Genomic DNA, 22265 nt, shown 5'->3' with positions numbered 1-22265 from the left:
TACTATTCTTTAATTATAATACATTTTTGCTTAACTGGTGAAATGGATTAATCTTTTTTACTTGCAATTATAAATACATTTTAATATCATTTATTCTTCTTCAAGTTGAACAAAAAATTTTGCAGTAAAATAATTGTCTGTTAACATTGTGTCATACTTGCCAAAGCCAACAAAAAAATATAATTTTAATCCTAAATTTGGTCATTTTAAATTAATTTTATTTTGTAAAAATAAGTATTTGGTTATTGCACTATTTTGCATATCTCGCACTAATTTATTAGCCATTGTCATCACTTCTGGAATTGACCAATAAAATATCTTTTGATCAGGTAAATATTTGGTTAATTTTCCATAACCAGTACCATCTTCATCCGCCAAAATAACTTGTTTTGTTTGATCAAATGTTAGATATCCTGCTTGAAAAGCAATAATTCGTAATTCACCTCGTGATAATAAAAAATTAGTTCGGCCAATTACGGATAAGACTTGTTTTACAGTATAAGTTGTCCCGGGTAATAATGGTGTTGCTGCACTAGAATACATTTTTAATGTTTCATGTTCTAATTTATATTGTAAAAGTAACAATAATTCAGCCACAATCACTTGATGCTGGTCAATAAAATAAGTTACTAAATCAGGAATCGTTAAATAATTTGGAAATAATTGCGTAAAAACATTCATACTTGTTACTTCATATAATAATGATGTTATTAATAAATTATCATATTCAAGGTTAATTGCATCAGCAGTAATAGTTTGACTTAAACGTAAAATAAAATAATTAATAATTGGATAACTATCTAAAAATAAAAATTGTTTTAAAATATTTTTATTACGATTAGTATTATTGTCATTTTGATGATAATGCGTAATATTTCGGCCAATTTTAACATAAAAATCATTAACATAATTATAAAATTGGTATAAGGATAAATCATAATCAGATAGTAAATGTTTTAATCCTGCCTCTTGATATTTTTGATAATATTCACGAATATGGGTTTTAATTCGAGCTCGATTATCATATCATTTTCGTAAGTTATTTAAAATAATTTTTTGTGAGCGTTGTTCTAAGGTAATTGTACAATTATAAGGCAGTCCTTCATTAGCTAACAGTCCCATTATTGATGTTAATTTCGGATCATATAAGTTTTTAATCCCAACAGTAATATCATATTTGCTATCAATATTACTAATTAAATCATAAACTTCTAAGCGACTTTTTAATTCTGTTTTACGAAGCCCTCGCCCAAGCTGTTGTAAATAAACTGTTTTTGAATTTGTTGGTCGTAATAAAATAATAGTATTAATTTCTGGTACATCAATTCCTTCATTAAACATATTAACAACACATAAATAATTAATTCGCCCTGTTTTAAATTCATGTAAAATCCGCGCGCGGTGGTCACGATTTTCAGATGTTAAGTAATCTGCTCGTAAATGGTTTGTTCGTAAAAATGTTGCTACCAATTTAGCATGTTCAGTTGTAACACAAAAAATTAAGGCAATTGGTTTTGCATATAAGCCAATATATTTATCAATCATTTTTAATAATAACTCATTTCGAGCATTCGTATTTAACTTTTTAAAAAGTTCATTATCAGCATTTAAATCAACACCAGTTAAATCAGCCGTATTATCATCAATACAATAATAATCAAATGGACATAATAAACGTTGATTAACTGCATCTCATAGTCGTAATTCTTCGGCATATTCATTAAGAAAATATTTTTTAATGGACTTACCATCTTCTCGTTCTGGTGTTGCTGTTAATCCAAGTACTTGTTGTGGTTGAAAATAATTAAAAACTTGGTCAAAGGTTGTAGCAGCAATATGGTGTGCTTCATCAAAAATAACCACATCAAAATGATTTGTCGCAAACTGTGGTAACCGACTTGCCATGGTTTGAATAGTTGCAAAGATATGCGTTTGATTCTGTATTACTTTGCCCTCATACATTACTTCTCCAAAAGTTTGATCCATCAAAACATTGCGAAAAGTTTGTAAGGCTTGGTCTAAAATTTCTTTCTGATGAGCCAAAAACAACAATTTCAAGGGTTGATGATTATTTTCTTGTAATTGGTGTAAATAATCAAACGCAGCAACAACAGTTTTCCCCGTTCCCGTTGCCATAATTACTAAATGTGCTTGTTTACCACAAAGACGACGATACTGTAATTTTGCCATAATTGCTTTTTGAAAATCATATAAGTATTTTCGAATGGTTAAAATTTCAGTTGCAGTATGATTAAACATTGTTGCAATTCGCATTGATTGATTTTGACTAATACGTTCTAATAAATGATTACGTGCGATTTCATCATTAAAATCAACTAAAACTTCATTTCATAAATGCTCAAATTCATCAATTATTTCCGTAACTAAATTAGGATTATTTTTTATTGTTAACTTAATATTTCATTCTCGCCCAGTAACCATTCCTTTATAAGTTAAATTTGAAGAACCAAGAATTACGGTTGAAATACCATGGAATCGTTTAAAAAGGGAAGCTTTAATATGAATTCGTTCACTTCGTTTTTCTAAATTATCTTCAACTTTGACTTGGATATTATCATAAGTTGTTACTAAACGGGTCAATTCTAATAAATTATTGTATTCTGCTAAATCATCAAAAGTTGTTGTAATAATTCGAATTGAAATTTTTTGCATTCAGCAATGTTTAATTGATGCTTCAATTTTATTAATAATTGCCTTTGAAATAAAAGGAAAAACAAAGCATACTTCATCAGCAGTACACATTTCATTATTTAATTCAACTAATAATTTTTGCTGATTTTGATTTGTAAAAAACTTTTTTCCCATTTATTATCATCTCTCTTCTGGTAATTATTAAATAAAATAAGTAATTATAAAATTATTTACTAGACAATCATAATGTCAAATTGATTTAACCATGTAAAACATTCTTTTAATCAAATAATATCAATTTCAATTTTTGCAAGAATATCTTGAATAATATTATCAAATTTTCCGGAAAATTCTACTGTTGTTAATGCCATTGTTTTATCATTTCAACTTTTAACTAAATAAAAATGAAATAAGAATGTTAAAACCCCATCAGCAACATCAGCTGCTGGAATGGTTGGCACTTTTCCTGCTAAAATAAATAAATTCTTTCGAACTTGTGGCGTTAAAATTGTTTTAATTGCTCGTTCAGATGTACCACCAACTAAAAATTTTTCTTCAAATAAATTATCTTGTAAATTAATATAATTTAATGGATTAAAAAATTTAGTTGTTATCCCGCGTGGTTGCATTATAAATTGTCCTGTTAATTTATGATACGGTTGAATTGTGAAAATTGGGATACGATAAAATTCTTCTTTATCAACCTTATTGTTAATTTTAGTTGAAACTTTATGTGTAATTGTTCCAAAGGAAATATTTCCACTAGCATGAGTTAAATTAAACACAAAATCAATTTTAGTGTTATTATTAAAATTAATTAAACGCGTTGGTAATGGTTTAAATATTTTAGTAATTCCTAATAATGTTAATTCAGAAGTAAAATATTCTCCTAATGCTAAATTATAAATTGTCACTAAATCAATTTTATCCATAATCTGATCTGATAATTTTAATAATCGTGTCCATTTAACAATATAATAGCAAACTGTGATAATCAGCGCAAGGCCAATTAAAAACATTAAAATAGGAATTCATATTAAAGTTATTTTAATATTTTTTACGACAAATAAAATAATAATAAAAATTCCCATAATACTAAAAAGGGTCCTAAAAACATCATTCAACGAATAATTAATTGGAATCGTTTCTTTGATGGTTGAAAGGAAATATTATTATGGTAATATTCTTGCAATTGATCATTAATAATTTTTCGACTTACTATTTTTCAATCATTATTTCTTAACTTTTCAATCATTTTAGTTTCCTCTTCTATTGCAATAATTTTTAGTATGAAATCTCTTTTGATAGTAAAGTTATTTTAAAAGTAAACCTGTTAGTAATTAATTGACTATTTTCATTAGCCATTACCGTAAATTCAATCATTTCTCCTGGCGTTTGGTGATCAAAACTTTTATCATGATCATTAGTAATTTTAAAATCAGCAACTGTTACATTAATTGAAAATGTTGTATCAATTGCTTTTCTTACTTCCTTGATTAAATTAGCATCTCGATTTAATTCCTGATAATCAGCATCCGGATTGGCAATCAAAGTAATTTTTGCTATCGTAACTGAACTTATATTTAATTTTTGCAGCTCAACAGTAAAAGTAACTCTTCCCTTAATTAAATTACTACTTTCTGCTGCTTTAACAATAAAACTTACTTTTTGACTTGGCTCTTGTTTTTTTTCACCCTCTTGATCATTTGTAACAATAAAATCATTTGTTGTAATTGTAATTTGTAATTTATTATTAATGGTACCAATAATAGCATCTAATATTTCTGGATTTTGGTTAAACGCTTGATATGTTAACTTTAGATTTGGCACAATTAACATTTTGTTAATTTCCACACTAGAAATATCTTTGCGTGCTAATAAAATACTACTAAAAGTAAATGAACCTTGAATTAAACTACTACTTGTTGTCGCAGTGACTGTAAAAGTAATAATCGTATTAGGAACTTGTTTATTTTGTGGAACTTGGTCATTTGTTAAAACAAAGTCATTATTTGAAGCAATAATTGACAAGCATTGATTAATAGCATCTCGAACTGCTTCTAAAATTTCTATCTCTTTGTTTAAAGCTGCATATGTTTCCTCTTCATGTGCTGCTAATTTTAAATCATTAACAATTACTGTTTTAATATCCTGCTTATTGACATCAGTTACTTTAATATTAACTTTATAAGTACCACCTAAAATAAAACCTTCTTGAACTAAATTTTGTTGGTCGAATTGAATTGTTTTATTAGGAGGTGCTAGTTTAATAATAATATTAATAATTTTATCACGAGTAACAGTTGTTGTCTTGTCGTTATTAATATTTTTATTATTATATCAAATTTCATATTTAGCAATTTTAACTGCTGTTGGGTCTTCCTTTAGATTATATCGTGTTTGCATAAAAGTATGAAGATTATTAAGAATGTCAGGTCCTGTTTGGTTAGTATTAATTTGAAATGTTTGTAAAATATTTTTTTCATATTGTTGTGGCGGATTACAAGCAATTAAATTAAAACTAGGTGATATTATAGTTCCTAAACTAGTTAATATCAATAATATTTTTTTTATTAATAATCTAACTCCTTTTATTTTTTGTACATTATTCTAAATTAATTATAAACAAAAAAAGAATTAAAAAAGTTTTCAATTAAAAATTGAAAACTTTTTCACATTATATATATTATTCATAATTATCTGATAATCACAAATCAAAACGAGATTGGCCACTAGTTTCATAAGCAATTTTGTCATTAGTTTTTGTTGTAACTTTAAATTTAACATTTGTAAAACTTAATTTAAAGTCAACAGCATTTAAAATTTGTGTTAAGTTAGGAGTATTATTTTCATCAATAATTGCCCTAAAATTTTCTCACTTACCATCTTGCCCAGGAGTTTTAAATTGTAATTTAATTGTTCCGGCACTCATTGTAACATCATTACTTTTTAACTCAGTATTACTTACTCCAAAATCACGTAAAATATTAGAACCAGCATAATTCATTAATTGTGGACCTAAGAAAAACTCAATTTTAGGAAGAAAACTAGTGGCAATTGCACTAATCCCTTGTCATGTCTTTGGCTGAACAAGATTTGTCTTAACAGCATCAATTCCTTTGTCACCTTTTGCAGCAAAAATATCTAAAATACTTCCAATTAATAAAGTTGGTTTTAAACTAAGTAAACTTTTTACTTTACTTTGGTTAATTTCACCACCAAAAAATAGTACATCTAATGATAATCTATATTTACTATCCGTTTCTTTGTAATCATTTCGATAACCAGTTAAAGTATGAAATATTAAACTGTCTAAATTTTTATTAGTATTTTGATAAAAATACTCTGTTTCACCAAAAACAATTTTAATATTTCCTTTTTAATTGGTATTAACTGGTGAGAATAAATATTGGATTAATGGCAGAACTGTATTATGTGTTGATTCAATTTTTTCTTTTCCTTTTTTAACAAATCATTGTAATAAAGCAATTAAATCAGGTGCCATATTATGTAAAAGGTCTTTAACTGTTCCTTTTCCAACAAGAGTTTGATTAAAAGAAATATCTTTATTAAGATAACCACTAATATCAAATTGTAAAGTCTTAAGATTTTCAGCAATAATATTTAATAGTGTGTCAAATTTTTCAAGAAAATCTGGTTCATTAATTTTAGTTAAATCAATCTCCATAATTTCTTTCTCTGGTAAAGGCAATAAGCCAATAAAAGTATATAAATCAGCAAAAGTTATATTTACTCCTTTTGCTAATGACGGCAATGGTAAATTAATATTTTGTAATTTACTACTCATATTGTCAATTTTATTGACAGTATTTTTTAAAAGAATTAACTCATTTGTAACTCATTGAATTTTAACATTGAATTCTTCTTTATCTTTTTTTAAAATACTAACACTAGCAGTTCCATTAACAACATCTAAACCTTTTTTAGAGTCTTGTTGTTGTAAAATAGTTGACATATTATCTTGTGCTATTTTTTCATCTGAATGATTATTATCAATAATCTTTGGTTGCACAAATGTTGCATCATTTTTAACAGCTAATTTATAACTGCCTAAATTAAGACGACTACTTAACATTGTTGCGAACTCCTCACTTGTTGCATTTGATGATGAAGCAAAAAATGATGTTTCAACATATTGTGACAATTCGCGCTTAAGATTTTCAAGATTTGCATCTTCTTTTTTACTAGTACATGCTGTCATTAAAGCAGCATTTGACCCTACTAATGAAATAGCTCCTAAAAAGGCTAGTAACTTTTTCATTTTCTTTCCTCCTTATTGTAGTTCAGTTTTAAATAAAACAAAATATAAACTAATATTTATTTGAATTATAGTTAAAAAAACCGTATTGTTATTTAAATATAACAAAGTAACATATCTACCTCAACTAAAATTTTAAACTCTTTTTTATCTGAACAAAGGATTAAGAAAATTTATCAGAATGACTTTTAAGAGTTGCTAAAAAATTTGCACAAAATTAATGTGCTCATTTGAGGTATATTAATTCTACTCTTTTACAATTTATTATGCAAACATTTAATATAACTAAATTAATCACGAATTACTAATTCATTTTGAAGTTTCATTACTTTTTCTGCTCCTAAAACTCGATCAGCAATTGCTAAAGCAAAATTCATTGTTGAACCAACTGAAGTCCCAGTAATAATATGACCATCAGTAATAGCAGCCATTTCATCATTATAAATTGCCTTTTCCATCCCTTCGATACATCCCGGATAACTAGTGGCTTCTTTATTGTCTAAAATTCCTAAATGTCCTAAAATTTGGGGTGCTGCACAAACTGCAGCAATTGTTTTTTGATCATTATTGGCTTTTAATAACCAATCTTTTAACATCTCATTTTTTGCAAGATTATCAACACCAATGCGACCACCTGGTAAAATGAAACCATCATAATCTTCATATTTAATATCTTCAATTAATTTATCAGCCTTAATCGTAACATCATGGGATGAAACAACTTTTAATGCTTTAGTAATACTAATTAATTCTAGCTTAATGCCTCCTCGTCGTAACACATCAGTTGTAATAATTGCTTCGCCTTCTTCAAAACCTGTTGCTAAAAACAATGCAAATTTCATAAATAACACCTCTTTTCTCTTGGTAATTATAATATAATTTTATATAATTGTTAAGAAAAAAGGAAAAAGGTGTTATGCATGGGATTTTTCTCAAAAGTAGTTTATAAATTTCATCGGACAAAACATAAACGAAATAAAAAATATTATTTATTAAAAAATCGTAAAGCATTAACTGTTAATAGTATTCCACAAGACATTAATATTCATGTGATTAAAATTTTTCGGGAAAAATTCACGAGTTTAATTCAACCAAATGATATCACAATGAAAGATGGATATTTATTACGTAAAGTACGTGGTTTTAATAGTTTTGGAATTTTTTATCAACTTGATGTTATTTTTGCAATAAAAATTTTGAAGTTATTCAAACAATTCAAAATTTTGGACCACAAAAAATGAGTCATTATTTTCCACAATGTTATTTTGTCTATTGTCTTGCTCCTGGAATGATTAATTTTTTAAACGTATTATGTAAATTCAAGTAGGACATTCCAGCTCTTATTAATTTGATAATAACATTATTTTTTTAAAATACAACTATTTTTTAAATTTTTGAATAATTTAATAAATTTTCTTTAATTTATGTCTTTTTTAACCACGCTAAAAAATAATTTATTAAATTATTCAAATAAACTTATCTAAAATTCTCTAAAAATACCTCTTTTGCTGTTCTTCAATTCAAAACAGGCCTTAATTTTTCATTTATAATATCAACTACTAAATCTATTTCTTGTTGTGTAACAGGATTAAAATCTGTTCCTTTACCATATCATTTTCTAAAATTACGGTTTAGTCTTTCAATTAATGGTTTTTGATTAGGTGAAGCAGGGTCACAAAAATAAACATTAGCACCAGCAATTTTTTCCATTTCTTCAAACTTACTAAATTCTTTTCCTCTATCTGTTATTATTCCTTTAATTTTTCCAACTAAACCATTAATTCTAACTAATTCTTCAAGTTTTTCTAAAACTTCATTAGCAGTATGTTCTTCTAATTTCATAGCAAAGTATTTTTTACTTGATTTCTCTGCCAAAACTAAACAACTAGATTGATGGTCTTTTCCAACTACCGTATCCATTTCAAAAAACCCAACATCAGATTCTTTATTTTCAATATCTCATATTAATCTAAATCTTTCATCTAATTTACCACGATTATCAGGTCTTTTCTTTGTTCTATTTCTTCTGCCACCATTTATTAAATTTTTCTTTTAAAAACCCAAAAGACCTAAATAAATTCATTTATAAAATGTTTTAAGACAGGCAGGAAATTTGATACCAAATTTTATTAAAAATCGTTGAATAATTTCTACTGGTGAATCATAAAGAATATTAAATCGTAAATTTAAAAATTCTTGTTGTTCTTCTGTAAATGTAGGTAGTTTTTTAATAGATTTTTTTCGTTTTTTATAGTAATCATCATGTGCCTCACGGGCATTATAATCTTCTATATTTTTAAATCTTTTAAGCTCTCTTGAAATGGTGTTTGGACTTCTTCCCATTTCCCGAGCAATTTTTCTAATACTAATTTTTCCATTTTTCTTTTTACAAGTATCAGATTTTAATAAATCAACTATTCTTTTTTTTCTCATCATATTCTAGATGGTGATAATTTTCCATGCTCTTAACTCCTCTCATTTTATTTATAGCATTAAATTTAAAAAATGTTGACTTATTTTAAGTTGATGTTAAGATGGTGTCGTAGTTGTAAACAAGATGTGAATTTTCCAGCTCTTTCTAACTTGTTTAAAAATTACTAAAATTAGAGACTTGAAATAGAGTGCACCCCAAAAAGTAAGTAAAATAAAAAAAGATTTTGCTAAATTTTTATAGGGGGTGCATTTTTATATGGCAAAAAAAGGACAAAAATATAACAAATATACATCAGAATTTAGAACAAAAATCATTGAGGAAATTAAACAAAAAAGTTGTTGAATAGTAGCAAAACAATATAATATAAATGCAAATACAGTAGAATCTTGATGAGCAAATCATAAAAAAGGAAAATTAAACAATCCTAAAGGACCTAAAATTTCTTTTGGCAAAAGAAATTTAGAATATTATAAAACAAGGTATGAATTATTAAAAAAGCTCCATGACTTTTACAATTAAACAAACTAAGAATTGTCTTTTTTATTAAACAAAATTTTTGTGAATATTCAATAAAATTATTACTAGAAGTAACAGGGTTAAAACGTAGTTATTGAGATAAATATAAAAATTATGACAGTAGCAAAAAAGATAAAAAAGCAATAAATGATATTGTAAAAGTCTATGAAGAAAATTTAAAACAATTTGGTTATCGAAGAATTACTAAATATTTAAAGGAAGATTATGGTATAAAATATAATTCAAAAAAAGTTTTAAGAATTATGCGTGATAATCAAATACAACCTGAATATGTAAGAAAAATGAGAAGAAAAATGAAATATAAACAGAATAAAGAAAAAAGCTTATTGCAATATCCTGATTTAATTAATCGTAAATTCAATGATATAAAAACAAGGTTTTCAGTACTATATACTGATGTAACATATTTAATTTGAAAAGGAGAAAGATATTATCAATCAACAATTATTGATGGATATACTAAAGAAATAGTTGATGTAAAGTGATCTAAATATAATGACAATAAATTAGTAATGGATAATTTAAATGATGCAATTAATAAAATAAAATTAATAAAAAAAGATCTGAATGGAATAATAATTCACTCAGATCACGGATATCAATATACATCCACTATTTATCACGATAAATGTTTATCTAACGGTATTACAATTTCAATGGGAAAAAATTACCACTGTGCAGATAATATTGTTATAGAAAGTTTTCATTCATTACTTAAGAAAGCTACAATCCATAATAAAATATATAATTTACATGAAAAATATATACAAGATGTTATAAAATGAAATACATGATATTCAAATCGTAAAGAAAAAGATATAATTAAAAAAATAGTAAATACTTTTTTATTAGTACTTACTAAAATGGGTGCACTCTATTTCAAGTCTCTATTTTTTAGTAATTTTTAAACAAGCGATTAAGGGCTAGTAAATCCTACTTGTATTAAATTACATCACCACCCTACCATCATTTAAAGTATTGTCAACAAAATTTTAATTTTTAGTGTATAAATATTTTAATTGAAAGGGCTAGGTTGTCTTATGAAAAAATAAAAGAAAAAATTTAAACATTTTAATTTAGCAGAAAGAAATGACTTAAAAGAATATTTAATATACGAAAAATTTAAAAAGAAAGATGGCACACCTAATTATTCTAAAATAGGAAAAATAATGAATAAAAGTCGTAATACAATTAGATTAGAGGCTAAAAGACTTAAAGAAAAATACGATCCTAAAAAAGCGAATGATGATTATAAAAATAAAAGAAAAAAATCTATAAAATATACTACAATTAGAAAAAAGTTGTAAATCATATAAGAAAAATTTTAAGTAAAAGACGCTATTCACCAATGTTAATTATTTTTGAATATGAAAAAAAGTATAATGAAAAGTTTCCATTTTCACATGTGACACTTTACAAATATATTGAATATGGAGTTTTTGATGATGAAAATACTGAAATTAAGAAAAAACTGCCATTTAAAGGTAAAAAGTTTAAAACAAAAAAGAGAAAAGATGATCGTGGACAATTAACAAATATTAGATTTATTGAAGAAGCAGAACATGAAAAAGGGACTTTTGGTTGATTTCAAATGGACTGTATAGTAGGTAAAGACCATCAATCTGCTTGTTTGACTTTTACAGAAGAAAAAAGTTTATATACGATTTGTTTTAAATTAGACCACCATAATTCAGAAGAGGTTAATAAAGCCATTAAAAGTATTTTTAAAAATAAACTTTATAAAGAAAATATAAAAAAAATAATAACTGATAGAGGAAAAGAATTTTCAGATTGAAAAGGAATTGAAAAAATTACTGGTACTAATGTTTATTTTTGTGACCCAGGTTTACCTAAACAAAAACCCAAAGTTGAAAGAATGAATAGAGATATTAGAAAATATATCATTAAGGGAATGGATTTTAATAATATTACTCAAAAAGAAATTAATAAAGTTATGAAAATTATTAATGAGAAACCACGACCAAGTTTAGGTTGATTATCCTCCAAAGAGGTATTTTTGCAAAATATTTAATAGTTTAATTATTAATTTTAGATTTTTAACAAAAATCATTTTTCGTGGTGCTGAAATAACTACATAATTCAAAAAAAATATTTTTTTGAAAAAATAGTTGCAATTTTTAATAAAAGATATAATATTGACTTAATAAGGGCAAGTTGTCTTATTTGCATCTTTACTTTACATTAATAAAAAAAGCACATTCATGCCCTTAACAAATTATTTGCAAGATAAAATTTATCTTGCAAATAAAAAAGATTAAGAAATCATATTATTAAAATGTAATGCTATTTTCATATAAAAAATGTTTCTCCTAACATTATAATTTAATAATAAACAATAACAATTATTATTTATCTTTTGGTTAAGAAAAACATTATCAATTATTTTTAAAACAATATTTAATTTCGGTTAAACCAACGACCAAGTAATGCATCACCGTTTCGTTTACGACGACGAGCAATTAATCATGGAATTGAAATTACTAGTGTTAAAATAATTAAGAAAATAATAAAAATTACTAAACAAATACGATTTGTTTTTTTCTTTAAAGCTGCTAATTCTTCTGGAAGAACAATTTCATATCCATAATAACCAATAATATTTGCTTTTCTTTTTTTTGTTAAAACAATATTCGCAATATGAACGCCTAATGTTACGATTAAAATAATAATTGTAATTGTAATGGCTGCTGTTAAATCATCAACAATGCCTCAACTTCAAAAACCAAACCGAAACTCTTCACCTGAATGTTGTTGAAAACCATATAAAATTCCTAAAATAATTCCATCAAAGAAATAAGTCGGAAATGCTAATCAATTTAAAACAATACTACGAACAGTCATTTTTTTATAATTATCAATTAAGAAATGCGGAATAGTATGATTACCCCGTGTTAAATTGGAAAGATAACTATTTGTTTCAATTCGAACTCGTGATAAATCAAAAATACCGGCAAACAATAATCCTAGAGAAATTAACAAAAAAGTAATTGTCAAAAATGGATGAGGAATGTATTTCGCTTTAATTCCCATAATTGCTTTTAATTCTTGTTGATGAGAAATAAAATATAAGGCAATAAATAAACTTGTCATCATTGTGCCAAGAAAACCAATAATAATCATAATTAAGGTACGAACTTTTTCCGAACGAATCTCACGAGCAATTTCTAAAGGAATTAAACGGTTAGCATATTCCTTATTAAAACGACGACGACGTTGTTTTTCTGATAACTGTGGTTGATAAGCATAACGATTATTTTCCCTACTGTTTGTTAAAGCTGGTGGGTCAAATTGCGCTGATGGAGTAAAATGACCATTTTGATAATACGATGGTGGCGCTGGCATTGAAATTGTCATCATTTGATTATCATCAAAATATTGTGCTGAATTTGCACCACGATAGGCACCTTTGCTATCATAAGCTAATTCTGAACGATTAAATTGTTCATTAACTTGTGATTGATGATACGGTGATGCAACACGTGATTGATAAGGAGGACGATATTGATTTGCATACATATTATCATCGTTAACATAACCATCACGGTGGTTCTGATATCCCATAAATTCAGCATTGTCATATCGCCCTTGATTTTGTTGTCCTGACCAATATTGATCATAATTAGAACTTGCTACATGCTGCTGAATTCGGCGTGGCAAAATTTGTTGATGAACTGGACGCGAATAATTTTGCGCCGCATCATGATTATAATATGGCTCAACATAACCAGGTGGCATTTGTGAAGCATTTACATTCATTACCTCACGGTCTTCTTCAAGATACTGGCGGTCATGATTATTAGCATAATAATTATATTGGTTACTTAAGTTCATTCGTGCTGGACGAATTGTATTATTATTTTGATATAACATTTCCATATTATTTAATTGGTTTTGTTTATATGCTTCATTTGGACGAAAGTATTGATTTGACAAAAGATGATTTTGAGGCATTCCATTTGGATAGGGTTGATTTTGACTAAAATCAACATTATTTTGGTTTCTTAATTCAGGATTAAAATTATCACCAAAACGATTTGCTGATTGCATTGGTGGTTGCTCATGTTGTTTATCTTTCACCATAAACGATTTAACCGTATTAAAAAAACCCATGCTTTGTTTCACCTGCCCTAAATGTGAATAACATTGTATTAATAAAAAAGAAACTGCTAGTTTTTATCACCCATTTTTTTAGCTAGCATAATTTCTTGTTCAAAATACTCAATGTTTTCCTTAAAACTAGTTTCTTGTTTTAATTTTACAATATTCGTTCAATTACTACTGCTTTTTTTACTTCGAAATAAAGAAAAAGTAATAATAAAATAAACAAATAATAATAGCGCTGCAAATCCTAGTAGAAAACCAATTAACCCGATTACTGGAATGTCTAAATCTAAGATTGTTATGCTTGTTGTCAAGAAGCCCTCCATATAAACACCACACTATCTATGAGTATTATACTATACTTTTTAAAATTTATGCAAAAAATATATTATTTTTATCCTAAACCCTTTTCTAATGTCTCTAATAATTTAGTTTTTACTTCATTTTGTGTTTGATAAGTTAATTTTAATGATCTGTAAATTGTAAATGCAAATGTAGCACTTTATTGAAAAAGAATAAAGTGCTTTTTATTTTGTAAAAAATACTTATATTTATTGGATTAATCGTTAGATAGTATCTTTTACACTTAATAAAATATGTTTTTTCAGAAAAATCCATCCTTTTTTTTCTTAAAAAATTTTGAATAATTGTTTTATTTAGTTGTTAGTTAATTGTTAAATATAATTACTAAAAAATATATTTAATAAACAAAGAATTAAAAAAGATAATGAGATAAAAAAATAAAGATACTATCTAACGATTAATCTAAAATTCAATCTTTAAAACTTAATATTTTTTGATGCTTAAAGATGGATAACTCATCTATGGCACGAAGTCTTAAAGAAAGTGTGAAAGCGATTGGATTTACTACTCCTATTTATTTCTTTAATTCTCGGCAAGATTAATCATTTGCGAAATGTCAGAGCATGTGTTTTTTGACTTGTTTTCATAAAAAGAGTGTTGTTAAACCGAAAAAAACAATATCGGACACTAAAAAAACAAGAGGGTTGGAACTCCAAAAGGTTATTTTCTTTATATAAAGTTGTGTAGGAATGGATGAAGCGTAATTAATAACTGGGTAAACTGTTTCTTTGTTTATTTCCGTATGGGGGTAAACTCTATCAAAATATCTTATCCCGCCCCCGCTCACCTTCAAAGTGAAGCGGGGGCGAAGTAATTAAATACTAAAATAAATTATTTACTAAATATAAAAATATTAACCAATAAAGGAATATTATGTTTTTTTACAGAAAGGAAAATATTTGATGAAAAAATGAAATAAAAAAATTAAAAATAAATTACAAGAATTAATGATACGAGCTTATCTAGTAACGGTAAATGATATTAATGATGAAATTTGAGCAACAAATAAAAATAATTAAGGAGTATAGATAAATGACAGAATATAAAAGTTTGTATATTAATAAAACTTGAAATGAAATAACAACGTCATTTGATTGAGTTAATTGTCAGCCTGTTAATTGTCGTATTTCACATCATAAAAAGCATTATGATTTGCAATGTTTAGAATGAGCCAAAATGTACTTAATTTTATTTGAAAACAATTGAGATGTAATTGCTTCTTATATGCAACATTACAAAATTAACGATATTTTAGATTTAGCATCCGATGGATAAAAAATATTACAAATTGACAAAAAAATAAAACAAATAAATTAAAATATATTATTGCAATTGACCCTGCTGGAATTGGACAAACTGGTATGATTATTTATAATGTTTTGCAAAAGAAAATAATTAATAATATTACTTTTAATTCTAAAAATGAAGAAGAAGCAATAAATAATATGTATTTAATATTAAATGAGTTTAAAAATAAAATTTGTTCTTATTTAAATAAAGTTATTGTAATAATTGAAGATTATCAACTTAATAAAGGTTTAAAAATAAAAAATCCATTAGCTACTCCTAAATTTATTGGTGGTTTAAAAGTTTTATGTAAATATCTATTTAATTTAAATTATGTTTTACAATCGCCAGTTGTTAAGAAAAATTATATTTATAAAGGAAATATTAAAATGACAGAGCACGAACACGATGCTTGAAAACATTTACAATATTTTATAACAGAAGGAGTTGAAAAAAATGGCACAAACAAAAAGTAATTTACTTAAAAAATCAATAACTAATAAATCTAAAATAAAAAAGTTAATAAATTAGAATTAACTGTTAGATTACATGAAAACCCAATTAAAACTAAAATTAAGGCACTGGTTGCTGGTGGTGTTGAAGTTGATGCTTGTTCTGCGAAATGTCAGTGAGAAGGATTAAATTACTCAACATTATCAATTTATAATCCGTCAGTTGTATCTGCTTTTTTGAAATTAAAAAAAGATGATGAGATAAAAATTAAAGGCTCAGTATTTAATCAGTTAAATATAAAAACTAAACGCTATTTTTTATCTTTTCGAGTCGATAGTTTCGAAATTATACAAAAAGCGATTAGAAAAAGAACAAATACAAATATTAAAAAATAGGAGGAAAAACAATGGCATTAAAAAATGTAAAATTTGTTCTTATTGATAAAAATAATGAACCTATTAAAAATGAAGATGGTAGTTTAGATATTAAAACTGCTGAAATTATTTTAGAAAATACTGTTGAAGTTGAAGAATTTAATGCAAGTAATTTAGAAAATAGTAATCAACAAATCAACGAACTACAAACAAAAAATACTGAATTAACTTCACAAATTGAAGAACAAACAATTCAATTAAAACAAATTGAAGTAATTGATTTTATTAATTCTTTAACTGATAATGAAGATTTTAAAAATGTTTTATTAAAATCTTATGATATTACTGATGATATTGAAATCATTAAAGTACAATTGCAGAGTGTTTATGATGAATTAATTAAGGTACAAACAGTTAATACTGGTGGCGTACCAAAATCAGAAAATAAAGAAAACAATATTTTAGATACAGACAATGTATTTAATAAATAAGAAAGAAGGTATAAAATTATGGCACAAAATCCACAAAGAATATTCGGCGATATTGTTAATCAAGCAACACAAAAAGATTGTGAATCATTTGACCAATGATATTTACAAACTTATCAACAAAAATTTAGCTGAGAGGCATTATTTGCGTGAAAAGAAGCAAATAAGTTTGGTTTAACATATAAAAGAAAGAAAAATATAGAGTGCACCCATTTTAGTAAGTACTAATAAAAAAGTATTTACTATTTTTTAATTATATCTTTTTCTTTACGATTTGAATATCATGTATTTCATTTTATAACATCTTGTATATATTCTTTATGTGAATTATATATTTTATTATGGATTGTAGCTTTCTTAAGTAATGAATGAAAACTTTCTATAACAATATTATCTGCACAGTGGTAATTTTTTCCCATTGAAATTGTAATACCGTTAGATAAACATTTATCGTGATAAATAGTGGATGTATATTGATATCCGTGATCTGAGTGAATTATTATTCCATTCAGATCTTTTTTTATTAATTTTATTTTATTAATTGCATCATTTAAATTATCCATTACTAATTTATTGTCATTATATTTAGATCACTTTACATCAACTATTTCTTTAGTATATCCATCAATAATTGTTGATTGATAATATCTTTCTCCTTTTCAAATTAAATATGTTACATCAGTATATAGTACTGAAAACCTTGTTTTTATATCATTGAATTTACGATTAATTAAATCAGGATATTGCAATAAGCTTTTTTCTTTATTCTGTTTATATTTCATTTTTCTTCTCATTTTTCTTACATATTCAGATTGTATTTGATTATCACGCATAATTCTTAAAACTTTTTTTGAATTATATTTTATACCATAATCTTCCTTTAAATATTTAGTAATTCTTCGATAACCAAATTGTTTTAAATTTTCTTCATAGACTTTTACAATATCATTTATTGCTTTTTTATCTTTTTTGCTACTGTCATAATTTTTATATTTATCTCAATAACTACGTTTTAACCCTGTTACTTCTAGTAATAATTTTATTGAATATTCACAAAAATTTTGTTTAATAAAAGAGACAATTCTTAGTTTGCTTAATTGTAAAAGTCATGGAGCTTTTTTAATAATTCATACCTTGTTTTATAATATTCTAAATTTCTTTTGCCAAAAGAAATTTTAGGTCCTTTAGGATTGTTTAATTTTCCTTTTTTATGATTTGCTCATCAAGATTCTACTGTATTTGCATTTATATTATATTGTTTTGCTACTATTCAACAACTTTTTTGTTTAATTTCCTCAATGATTTTTGTTCTAAATTCTGATGTATATTTGTTATATTTTTGTCCTTTTTTTGCCATATAAAAATGCACCCCCTATAAAAATTTAGCAAAATCTTTTTTTATTTTACTTACTTTTTTGGGTGCACTCTAATATTAAATATAATGAAGGTATAGGAAAAGATAAAAAAGTATTTAATACTGATGACAGTCTTTTAAACTATACTGAAGTAAAGTTTGAAGATGGAACAGTTGAATTAGATACAATTTTAACTTTTGCTCGTAAATTAGACCCCGTAGAAAGTGATTTTAATCCCAATCTTTGGGCGGCTGATATTGAGCAAGCAATGGATACTGAAGTTGCTTATAGACGCAATAAAATTTTAAAAATTATTAATAAAGGAACTGTTACAACTATTCAAGGACAAAAATCAGATGATACAAATGCTTTACAAATCCACGATGAAATTATGGATAAAATATATGAAAATGGCTTTACCCCATCAGAAACAGTTGTCTTGGGTTCGGCTGATTTTATTCGTGGAATTCGTAATAAATTACAGTTACAATTTGGCGCAAATGACCAAATAAATAGCGTAATTGAAACAAGTGGAGCAATGAAAACTGTTGAAGGAACAACATATTATATGGTTCCTAAAAAATTACCAATTATTAATAAAGATGGTTCAGAAGGAACAATTGAATTATTACCAAACGGAGTTAATGCAATTGCCTTTAAATTTAGTAAAAAATATGATCCTCTTATTTTACGCAAAAAAGACCATACTCCGCTAAGGGTTGGTGCTGCTGCGTTAGGTACTGGAATGGGTAATACTTTAATTATGGAAAGAGTTTTATATTTAGGTGGAGCAGTAGTTGAACCTAAAGGAATTATTAAACATATTGTTACAAAAATTGATATTAGTAAAATTAATAAATTAGATAAACCAACTATTCATGTTGTAAATCCAACACAAACAACAGCAGAACAGTTAAAACCACAATTTAAAGATGTTGTTTTAAAAGCAGTTAAAGCCGTAAATAGTTCTTTAACTGAAAGTGATTTTGATTACTTTATTGAAAGTAAAGGTGAAGATTGACCAATTAATATTACAAATGATAAAACTGTTTCTGTTCAAATTGAAGGTAAAAACAACGCTACTGGTCAAACATTTCCGATTGATGTTAAAATTAAAAATTCTTAATAGTACTAAAAAATAGTACTTTTTCGTTTGATAGATATGCCAATTAGAACATCTAAAACAGCTCTTATTTATGCTGTTAAAAAAATCCAACTAGATTGTCAATCCAACAACAAGAAAAAAATTTTGGTTTACAGTTATTAGAATTTTTAGGAATTCAAGTTTTAGCTCTTGGTTTATCAGTTTTAACTGGTGGTATTGCTTCGGCTGTTGGTCTTGGTACGGGATTATCTAATTTTGCCGCAGCATTTATCTCGTTTGGAGTAGAAACAGCAACCGATTTTGCCGTAAATCAAATATATGATAAATTAACATCAGAAGTAACAGCAAAAAGTACCGCCTTAAATTTGTTACCAGCAATTGGCGGTGTTGGTAAATTAACGCGTGCTGCTCGAACAACTAGAATTTTAAAATTAGCAAAAGAAACTAAATTACTTGAAAAATTAGGTGTAATAACTGCTAATAATTTAGAAGATGTTGTAAAACAAGTTACAGGCAAAAAGATTTTATCTGATAAATTAATATTTGATTTTTAAAAGCAGGCTAATAATGAAACTTTATTATATACATTTGGTAAATTGGCCCGAAATGATTTTTATAAAGGTTTTAAAGTTTCTAATTTAGAAACAATTAATAATTTATTAAAAATTGAGAAAAATATTCAAAAAATAAGCCCTACATTAGTTCAAAAAATACCGCGCGTAAATGAAAAAAAATGCTAATAAATTGTTATATGAATATGGATTAAATATTGATAAAATAAGCAAAATTAATACTAATGAGTGATATAACATTATGACTAATCTTCATAAAAAAGGTGTTGGTAAAAATCTACTATTAAATGCTAATTTAATGCGGAGCAGTAAAATATATAATAATAAATTATTAAATATTTTTCACCAAACACCAATTAAATTAAATAAAATTTTAAATCATTTAAACCCAAATTTTTATATTCAAAAAGTAACTAAAAAATTATTAGCTCCAATTGAAAAACAAATAATTACAATTAAACAAAAAGTAATTAATAAAATTACTGATAAAACTAAAAAAATATTCTCTAAATTTGAAACTAAAGCTATTAAAAAGGCCAATTATTACCCTTTGCTTATGGTTCTGATGTTTTTTTAGCAGTAAAAATTGTTCCATTATCAGTTGCGGGCGAAGTTGCTTTAACAATATATTATAAAAATCCTAAATATGTCCCTATTGTCGTTATGACAACTTTAATCAAAGCAGAACAGTTTGTTTAATTTAGTTTCTTTTGCCCCACTTGTTTATCAGCAAGTAATAAAAGATAGTTTTAAAATATATCGGATAATTGCTAAGATATTAAAAATGCAAGAACAATTTAAAAATAACTTTAATAAAGATAAATTGTTAAATACGCTAGAAGATAGTGTGGTTACTAGTTTGTTAGGTAATGGACTAGTATTTCAAGCATATAAACAACTCAGAACAAAACAAGATTTAAACAAAACAATTAAAACAAAAACATTACTAAATAGTAAAAAATTTATATTAAAGAAAATATATTTTAAAAAAAGTAAATGATAAGGAGATGATTAAATGTTAAATGAATTATGACAAAATGTTACTTTGGAAAATTATAATAATTTTATTCCAATGACAGGTAAAATTACACAAGTTCCAGTTCGTTATAATAAGTTCTTTAAAGGTGATGTAGAATTATGATTTAAAACATTTGCTTTAAGAGCCCAAAATATGATTAATTCTTACTTAAACTATCCATTTTCAAAACTAAAGTTTGAAACATTTAAAGATCCATTATTAAAGAAAATTTGTATTAATATGGTGTTTATTACGATTGAGCATTGAACATTTAACCGCATTCCAATTGAATTTTTTACTTCGGCAAATATGAGTGTTGGTGATATTAATTATTCATCGCAAAATGACCCTATGATTACTTGACAAGGTCTATTGCCTACCTATGCAAAATCATTGGCTAATTTAACAACTTTAAAGAAAATGTTTCGTACTTTTCAAGAAGAAGGTATTGATTTAACAATGATTGATTTAGAAGCATATTATACTCAATTAGAAGTTGATGCTTTATTAGATAAACTTGTTATAGAAAAAATTAAAGATGAAAAACTTGCAAAAATAAAAGAAGAAATTTTAGATGAATTAAAAAAATCAATTGTTATACCAAAAGTTCCAGATTGAGAAATTGTTGATACTAGTGATTTTAAAGTTGGACAAAAAGGATATACTATTCCTAATTTTGATAAAGAAAATTATATTTATAGAATTTGAGCCTCAGGAAAAAATATCAAAGGAGATTTAAAAAGTCAAGGGATGTTGCAAACAAGGCATAGTTTTAGACAAACAATAGGTGTTATATATGATCAAATAGGTGTTAATAGTGCATGTTTAGCATTATCTATTAATCCTGATGGATTGATTAATATTGGAGTTAATGGTCCAGCAACATTTAGACCTTTGGGATTTGTGTTTATTGAAAGAAAAAAGGTAAATTAGAAAGGAGATGTTATTATGCCAAAAGTAAATATTAAAGATGTAATTATGTTTTTGAAAATCTTTGGAGTTTCATCATTGTTTTTTATCGCAGGAATTATTATTTGTTTTATAGGAGAAAAAACATTAGGTATTTCTTGACCGGCATATGTTATTGTTTCAGCAATGCTTATCGGAGCTGGAATTATAGTTTTGATTATTGAAACAATTAGATTTATCAAAACACATAACAAAAAACAAAAAGAAGATAGTATTGAAGATGTTATTAAAAAAGAAGAAACAAAATAAAGGGGAAG

General features: G+C 25.6%; 27 protein-coding genes and 2 pseudogenes. 17 read left to right on the top strand and 12 right to left on the bottom strand.

All coding sequences use genetic code 4. The annotated features are described in order from the left end of the window. Positions 1–90 precede the first annotated feature (90 nt). The 5 genes from AACL22_RS11705 to AACL22_RS11685 form a co-directional block, all read right to left on the bottom strand. A complete protein-coding gene (locus AACL22_RS11705) occupies positions 91–2826 on the bottom strand; it encodes a DEAD/DEAH box helicase family protein (protein ID WP_338992346.1) in 2736 nt (911 codons plus the stop codon). Positions 2827–2885: 59 nt separating this feature from the next. Then, the gene (locus AACL22_RS11700; protein WP_338992345.1) at positions 2886–3743 is read right to left on the bottom strand and encodes a hypothetical protein; all 858 of its coding nucleotides are present in this window, start codon (positions 3741–3743) and stop codon (positions 2886–2888) included. After that, positions 3710–3907 (bottom strand): hypothetical protein, encoded by a 198-nt coding sequence (locus AACL22_RS11695; RefSeq protein ID WP_338992343.1) that lies wholly within the window; start codon positions 3905–3907, stop codon positions 3710–3712. The genes AACL22_RS11700 and AACL22_RS11695 overlap by 34 nt, the downstream gene beginning before the upstream one ends. A 29-nt stretch (positions 3908–3936) precedes the next feature. Further along, complete coding sequence (locus tag AACL22_RS11690) at positions 3937–5211, bottom strand: spiralin repeat-containing protein (RefSeq protein ID WP_338992341.1); 1275 nt, start codon at positions 5209–5211, stop codon at positions 3937–3939. A gap of 127 nt (positions 5212–5338) precedes the next feature. Beyond that, on the bottom strand, positions 5339–5659 hold the full coding sequence (locus tag AACL22_RS11685) for a hypothetical protein (RefSeq protein WP_338992340.1): 321 nt from the start codon (positions 5657–5659) through the stop codon (positions 5339–5341). A gap of 43 nt (positions 5660–5702) precedes the next feature. Between AACL22_RS11685 and AACL22_RS11680 the strand changes: the two genes are divergently transcribed. After that, positions 5703–5924: a hypothetical protein gene (locus tag AACL22_RS11680; RefSeq protein WP_338992339.1), complete on the top strand. Its 222-nt coding sequence runs from the start codon at positions 5703–5705 to the stop codon at positions 5922–5924. Positions 5925–6031: 107 nt separating this feature from the next. On the opposite strand, the gene AACL22_RS11675 is transcribed toward AACL22_RS11680, so the two are convergent. Both AACL22_RS11675 and AACL22_RS11670 read right to left on the bottom strand, forming a co-directional pair. Beyond that, the gene (locus AACL22_RS11675) at positions 6032–6934 is read right to left on the bottom strand and encodes a lipoprotein (protein WP_338992338.1); all 903 of its coding nucleotides are present in this window, start codon (positions 6932–6934) and stop codon (positions 6032–6034) included. Positions 6935–7221: 287 nt separating this feature from the next. After that, positions 7222–7773: a DJ-1 family glyoxalase III gene (locus AACL22_RS11670; RefSeq protein WP_338992335.1), complete on the bottom strand. Its 552-nt coding sequence runs from the start codon at positions 7771–7773 to the stop codon at positions 7222–7224. Positions 7774–7851: 78 nt separating this feature from the next. On the opposite strand from AACL22_RS11670, the gene AACL22_RS11665 reads away from it, so the two are divergent. After that, positions 7852–8235: a hypothetical protein gene (locus tag AACL22_RS11665; protein WP_338992333.1), complete on the top strand. Its 384-nt coding sequence runs from the start codon at positions 7852–7854 to the stop codon at positions 8233–8235. Between the two features lie 172 nt (positions 8236–8407). On the opposite strand, the pseudogene AACL22_RS11660 reads toward AACL22_RS11665, so the two are convergent. Beyond that, positions 8408–9367: pseudogene (locus AACL22_RS11660) on the bottom strand (IS30 family transposase). Between the two features lie 253 nt (positions 9368–9620). Between AACL22_RS11660 and AACL22_RS11655 the strand changes: the two are divergent. The 3 genes and pseudogenes from AACL22_RS11655 to AACL22_RS11640 all read left to right on the top strand — a co-directional run bounded on the left by AACL22_RS11655 (position 9621) and on the right by AACL22_RS11640 (position 11934). After that, positions 9621–9884: a hypothetical protein gene (locus AACL22_RS11655; protein ID WP_338988671.1), complete on the top strand. Its 264-nt coding sequence runs from the start codon at positions 9621–9623 to the stop codon at positions 9882–9884. Beyond that, on the top strand, positions 9851–10810 hold the full coding sequence (locus tag AACL22_RS11650) for an IS3 family transposase (protein ID WP_338993096.1): 960 nt from the start codon (positions 9851–9853) through the stop codon (positions 10808–10810). Before AACL22_RS11655 ends, AACL22_RS11650 begins: the two co-directional genes overlap by 34 nt. Before the next feature lie 168 nt (positions 10811–10978). Then, positions 10979–11934, top strand: a pseudogene (locus tag AACL22_RS11640) (IS30 family transposase). A gap of 386 nt (positions 11935–12320) precedes the next feature. Here AACL22_RS11640 and AACL22_RS11635 read toward each other — a convergent pair. Together AACL22_RS11635 and AACL22_RS11630 are read right to left on the bottom strand one after the other, a co-directional pair. After that, on the bottom strand, positions 12321–14033 hold the full coding sequence (locus tag AACL22_RS11635) for an MSC_0882 family membrane protein (RefSeq protein WP_338992328.1): 1713 nt from the start codon (positions 14031–14033) through the stop codon (positions 12321–12323). Between the two features lie 56 nt (positions 14034–14089). Beyond that, positions 14090–14338, bottom strand: coding sequence for a hypothetical protein (locus AACL22_RS11630; protein WP_083436107.1), 249 nt, complete (start codon positions 14336–14338; stop codon positions 14090–14092). Positions 14339–15419: 1081 nt separating this feature from the next. Here AACL22_RS11630 and AACL22_RS11625 point away from each other — a divergent pair. The 5 genes from AACL22_RS11625 to AACL22_RS11605 all read left to right on the top strand — a co-directional run bounded on the left by AACL22_RS11625 (position 15420) and on the right by AACL22_RS11605 (position 17217). Next, complete coding sequence (locus AACL22_RS11625; RefSeq protein WP_338992322.1) at positions 15420–15662, top strand: hypothetical protein; 243 nt, start codon at positions 15420–15422, stop codon at positions 15660–15662. 86 nt (positions 15663–15748) lie between these two features. Continuing rightward, the gene (locus AACL22_RS11620) at positions 15749–16150 is read left to right on the top strand and encodes a hypothetical protein (RefSeq protein ID WP_338992321.1); all 402 of its coding nucleotides are present in this window, start codon (positions 15749–15751) and stop codon (positions 16148–16150) included. Between the two features lie 213 nt (positions 16151–16363). Beyond that, on the top strand, positions 16364–16522 hold the full coding sequence (locus tag AACL22_RS11615; RefSeq protein WP_338989005.1) for a hypothetical protein: 159 nt from the start codon (positions 16364–16366) through the stop codon (positions 16520–16522). An 11-nt stretch (positions 16523–16533) separates the two neighbouring features. Next, entirely contained in the window at positions 16534–16992 is a 459-nt protein-coding gene (locus AACL22_RS11610; RefSeq protein ID WP_338988799.1) for a hypothetical protein, read from the top strand. An 18-nt stretch (positions 16993–17010) separates the two neighbouring features. Next, entirely contained in the window at positions 17011–17217 is a 207-nt protein-coding gene (locus tag AACL22_RS11605) for a hypothetical protein (RefSeq protein ID WP_338992319.1), read from the top strand. Positions 17218–17231: 14 nt separating this feature from the next. On the opposite strand, the gene AACL22_RS11600 is transcribed toward AACL22_RS11605, so the two are convergent. Together AACL22_RS11600 and AACL22_RS11595 are read right to left on the bottom strand one after the other, a co-directional pair. Continuing rightward, entirely contained in the window at positions 17232–17942 is a 711-nt protein-coding gene (locus AACL22_RS11600) for an IS3 family transposase (RefSeq protein ID WP_338993094.1), read from the bottom strand. Between the two features lie 140 nt (positions 17943–18082). Then, positions 18083–18346 (bottom strand): hypothetical protein, encoded by a 264-nt coding sequence (locus AACL22_RS11595; RefSeq protein ID WP_338988671.1) that lies wholly within the window; start codon positions 18344–18346, stop codon positions 18083–18085. Positions 18347–18408: 62 nt separating this feature from the next. On the opposite strand from AACL22_RS11595, the gene AACL22_RS11590 reads away from it, so the two are divergent. From AACL22_RS11590 to AACL22_RS11560, 7 genes are all read left to right on the top strand, one after another. Then, positions 18409–19470 (top strand): hypothetical protein, encoded by a 1062-nt coding sequence (locus AACL22_RS11590; RefSeq protein WP_338992316.1) that lies wholly within the window; start codon positions 18409–18411, stop codon positions 19468–19470. A gap of 95 nt (positions 19471–19565) precedes the next feature. Beyond that, positions 19566–20003: a hypothetical protein gene (locus AACL22_RS11585; RefSeq protein ID WP_338989874.1), complete on the top strand. Its 438-nt coding sequence runs from the start codon at positions 19566–19568 to the stop codon at positions 20001–20003. A gap of 42 nt (positions 20004–20045) precedes the next feature. Continuing rightward, complete coding sequence (locus AACL22_RS11580) at positions 20046–20189, top strand: hypothetical protein (protein ID WP_338989351.1); 144 nt, start codon at positions 20046–20048, stop codon at positions 20187–20189. Beyond that, a complete protein-coding gene (locus AACL22_RS11575; protein WP_338992313.1) occupies positions 20173–20598 on the top strand; it encodes a hypothetical protein in 426 nt (141 codons plus the stop codon). The genes AACL22_RS11580 and AACL22_RS11575 overlap by 17 nt, the downstream gene beginning before the upstream one ends. Positions 20599–20712: 114 nt before the next feature. Then, positions 20713–21024, top strand: a complete 312-nt coding sequence (locus AACL22_RS11570; protein ID WP_338992310.1) for a hypothetical protein — start codon at positions 20713–20715, stop codon at positions 21022–21024. 12 nt (positions 21025–21036) lie between these two features. Then, positions 21037–21972 carry a hypothetical protein gene (locus tag AACL22_RS11565; protein WP_338992307.1) on the top strand — a complete coding sequence of 312 codons (936 nt, stop codon included), beginning with the start codon at positions 21037–21039 and terminating at the stop codon, positions 21970–21972. A 15-nt stretch (positions 21973–21987) separates the two neighbouring features. After that, positions 21988–22257, top strand: coding sequence for a hypothetical protein (locus tag AACL22_RS11560; protein WP_338990836.1), 270 nt, complete (start codon positions 21988–21990; stop codon positions 22255–22257). Positions 22258–22265 lie beyond the last annotated feature (8 nt).

This window comes from Spiroplasma endosymbiont of Seladonia tumulorum (assembly GCF_964020235.1).
In the GTDB taxonomy this organism is placed as follows: Bacteria; Bacillota_I; Bacilli_A; order Mycoplasmatales; family Mycoplasmataceae; genus Spiroplasma.
This window is presented reverse-complemented; position numbering and strand designations above follow the sequence as displayed.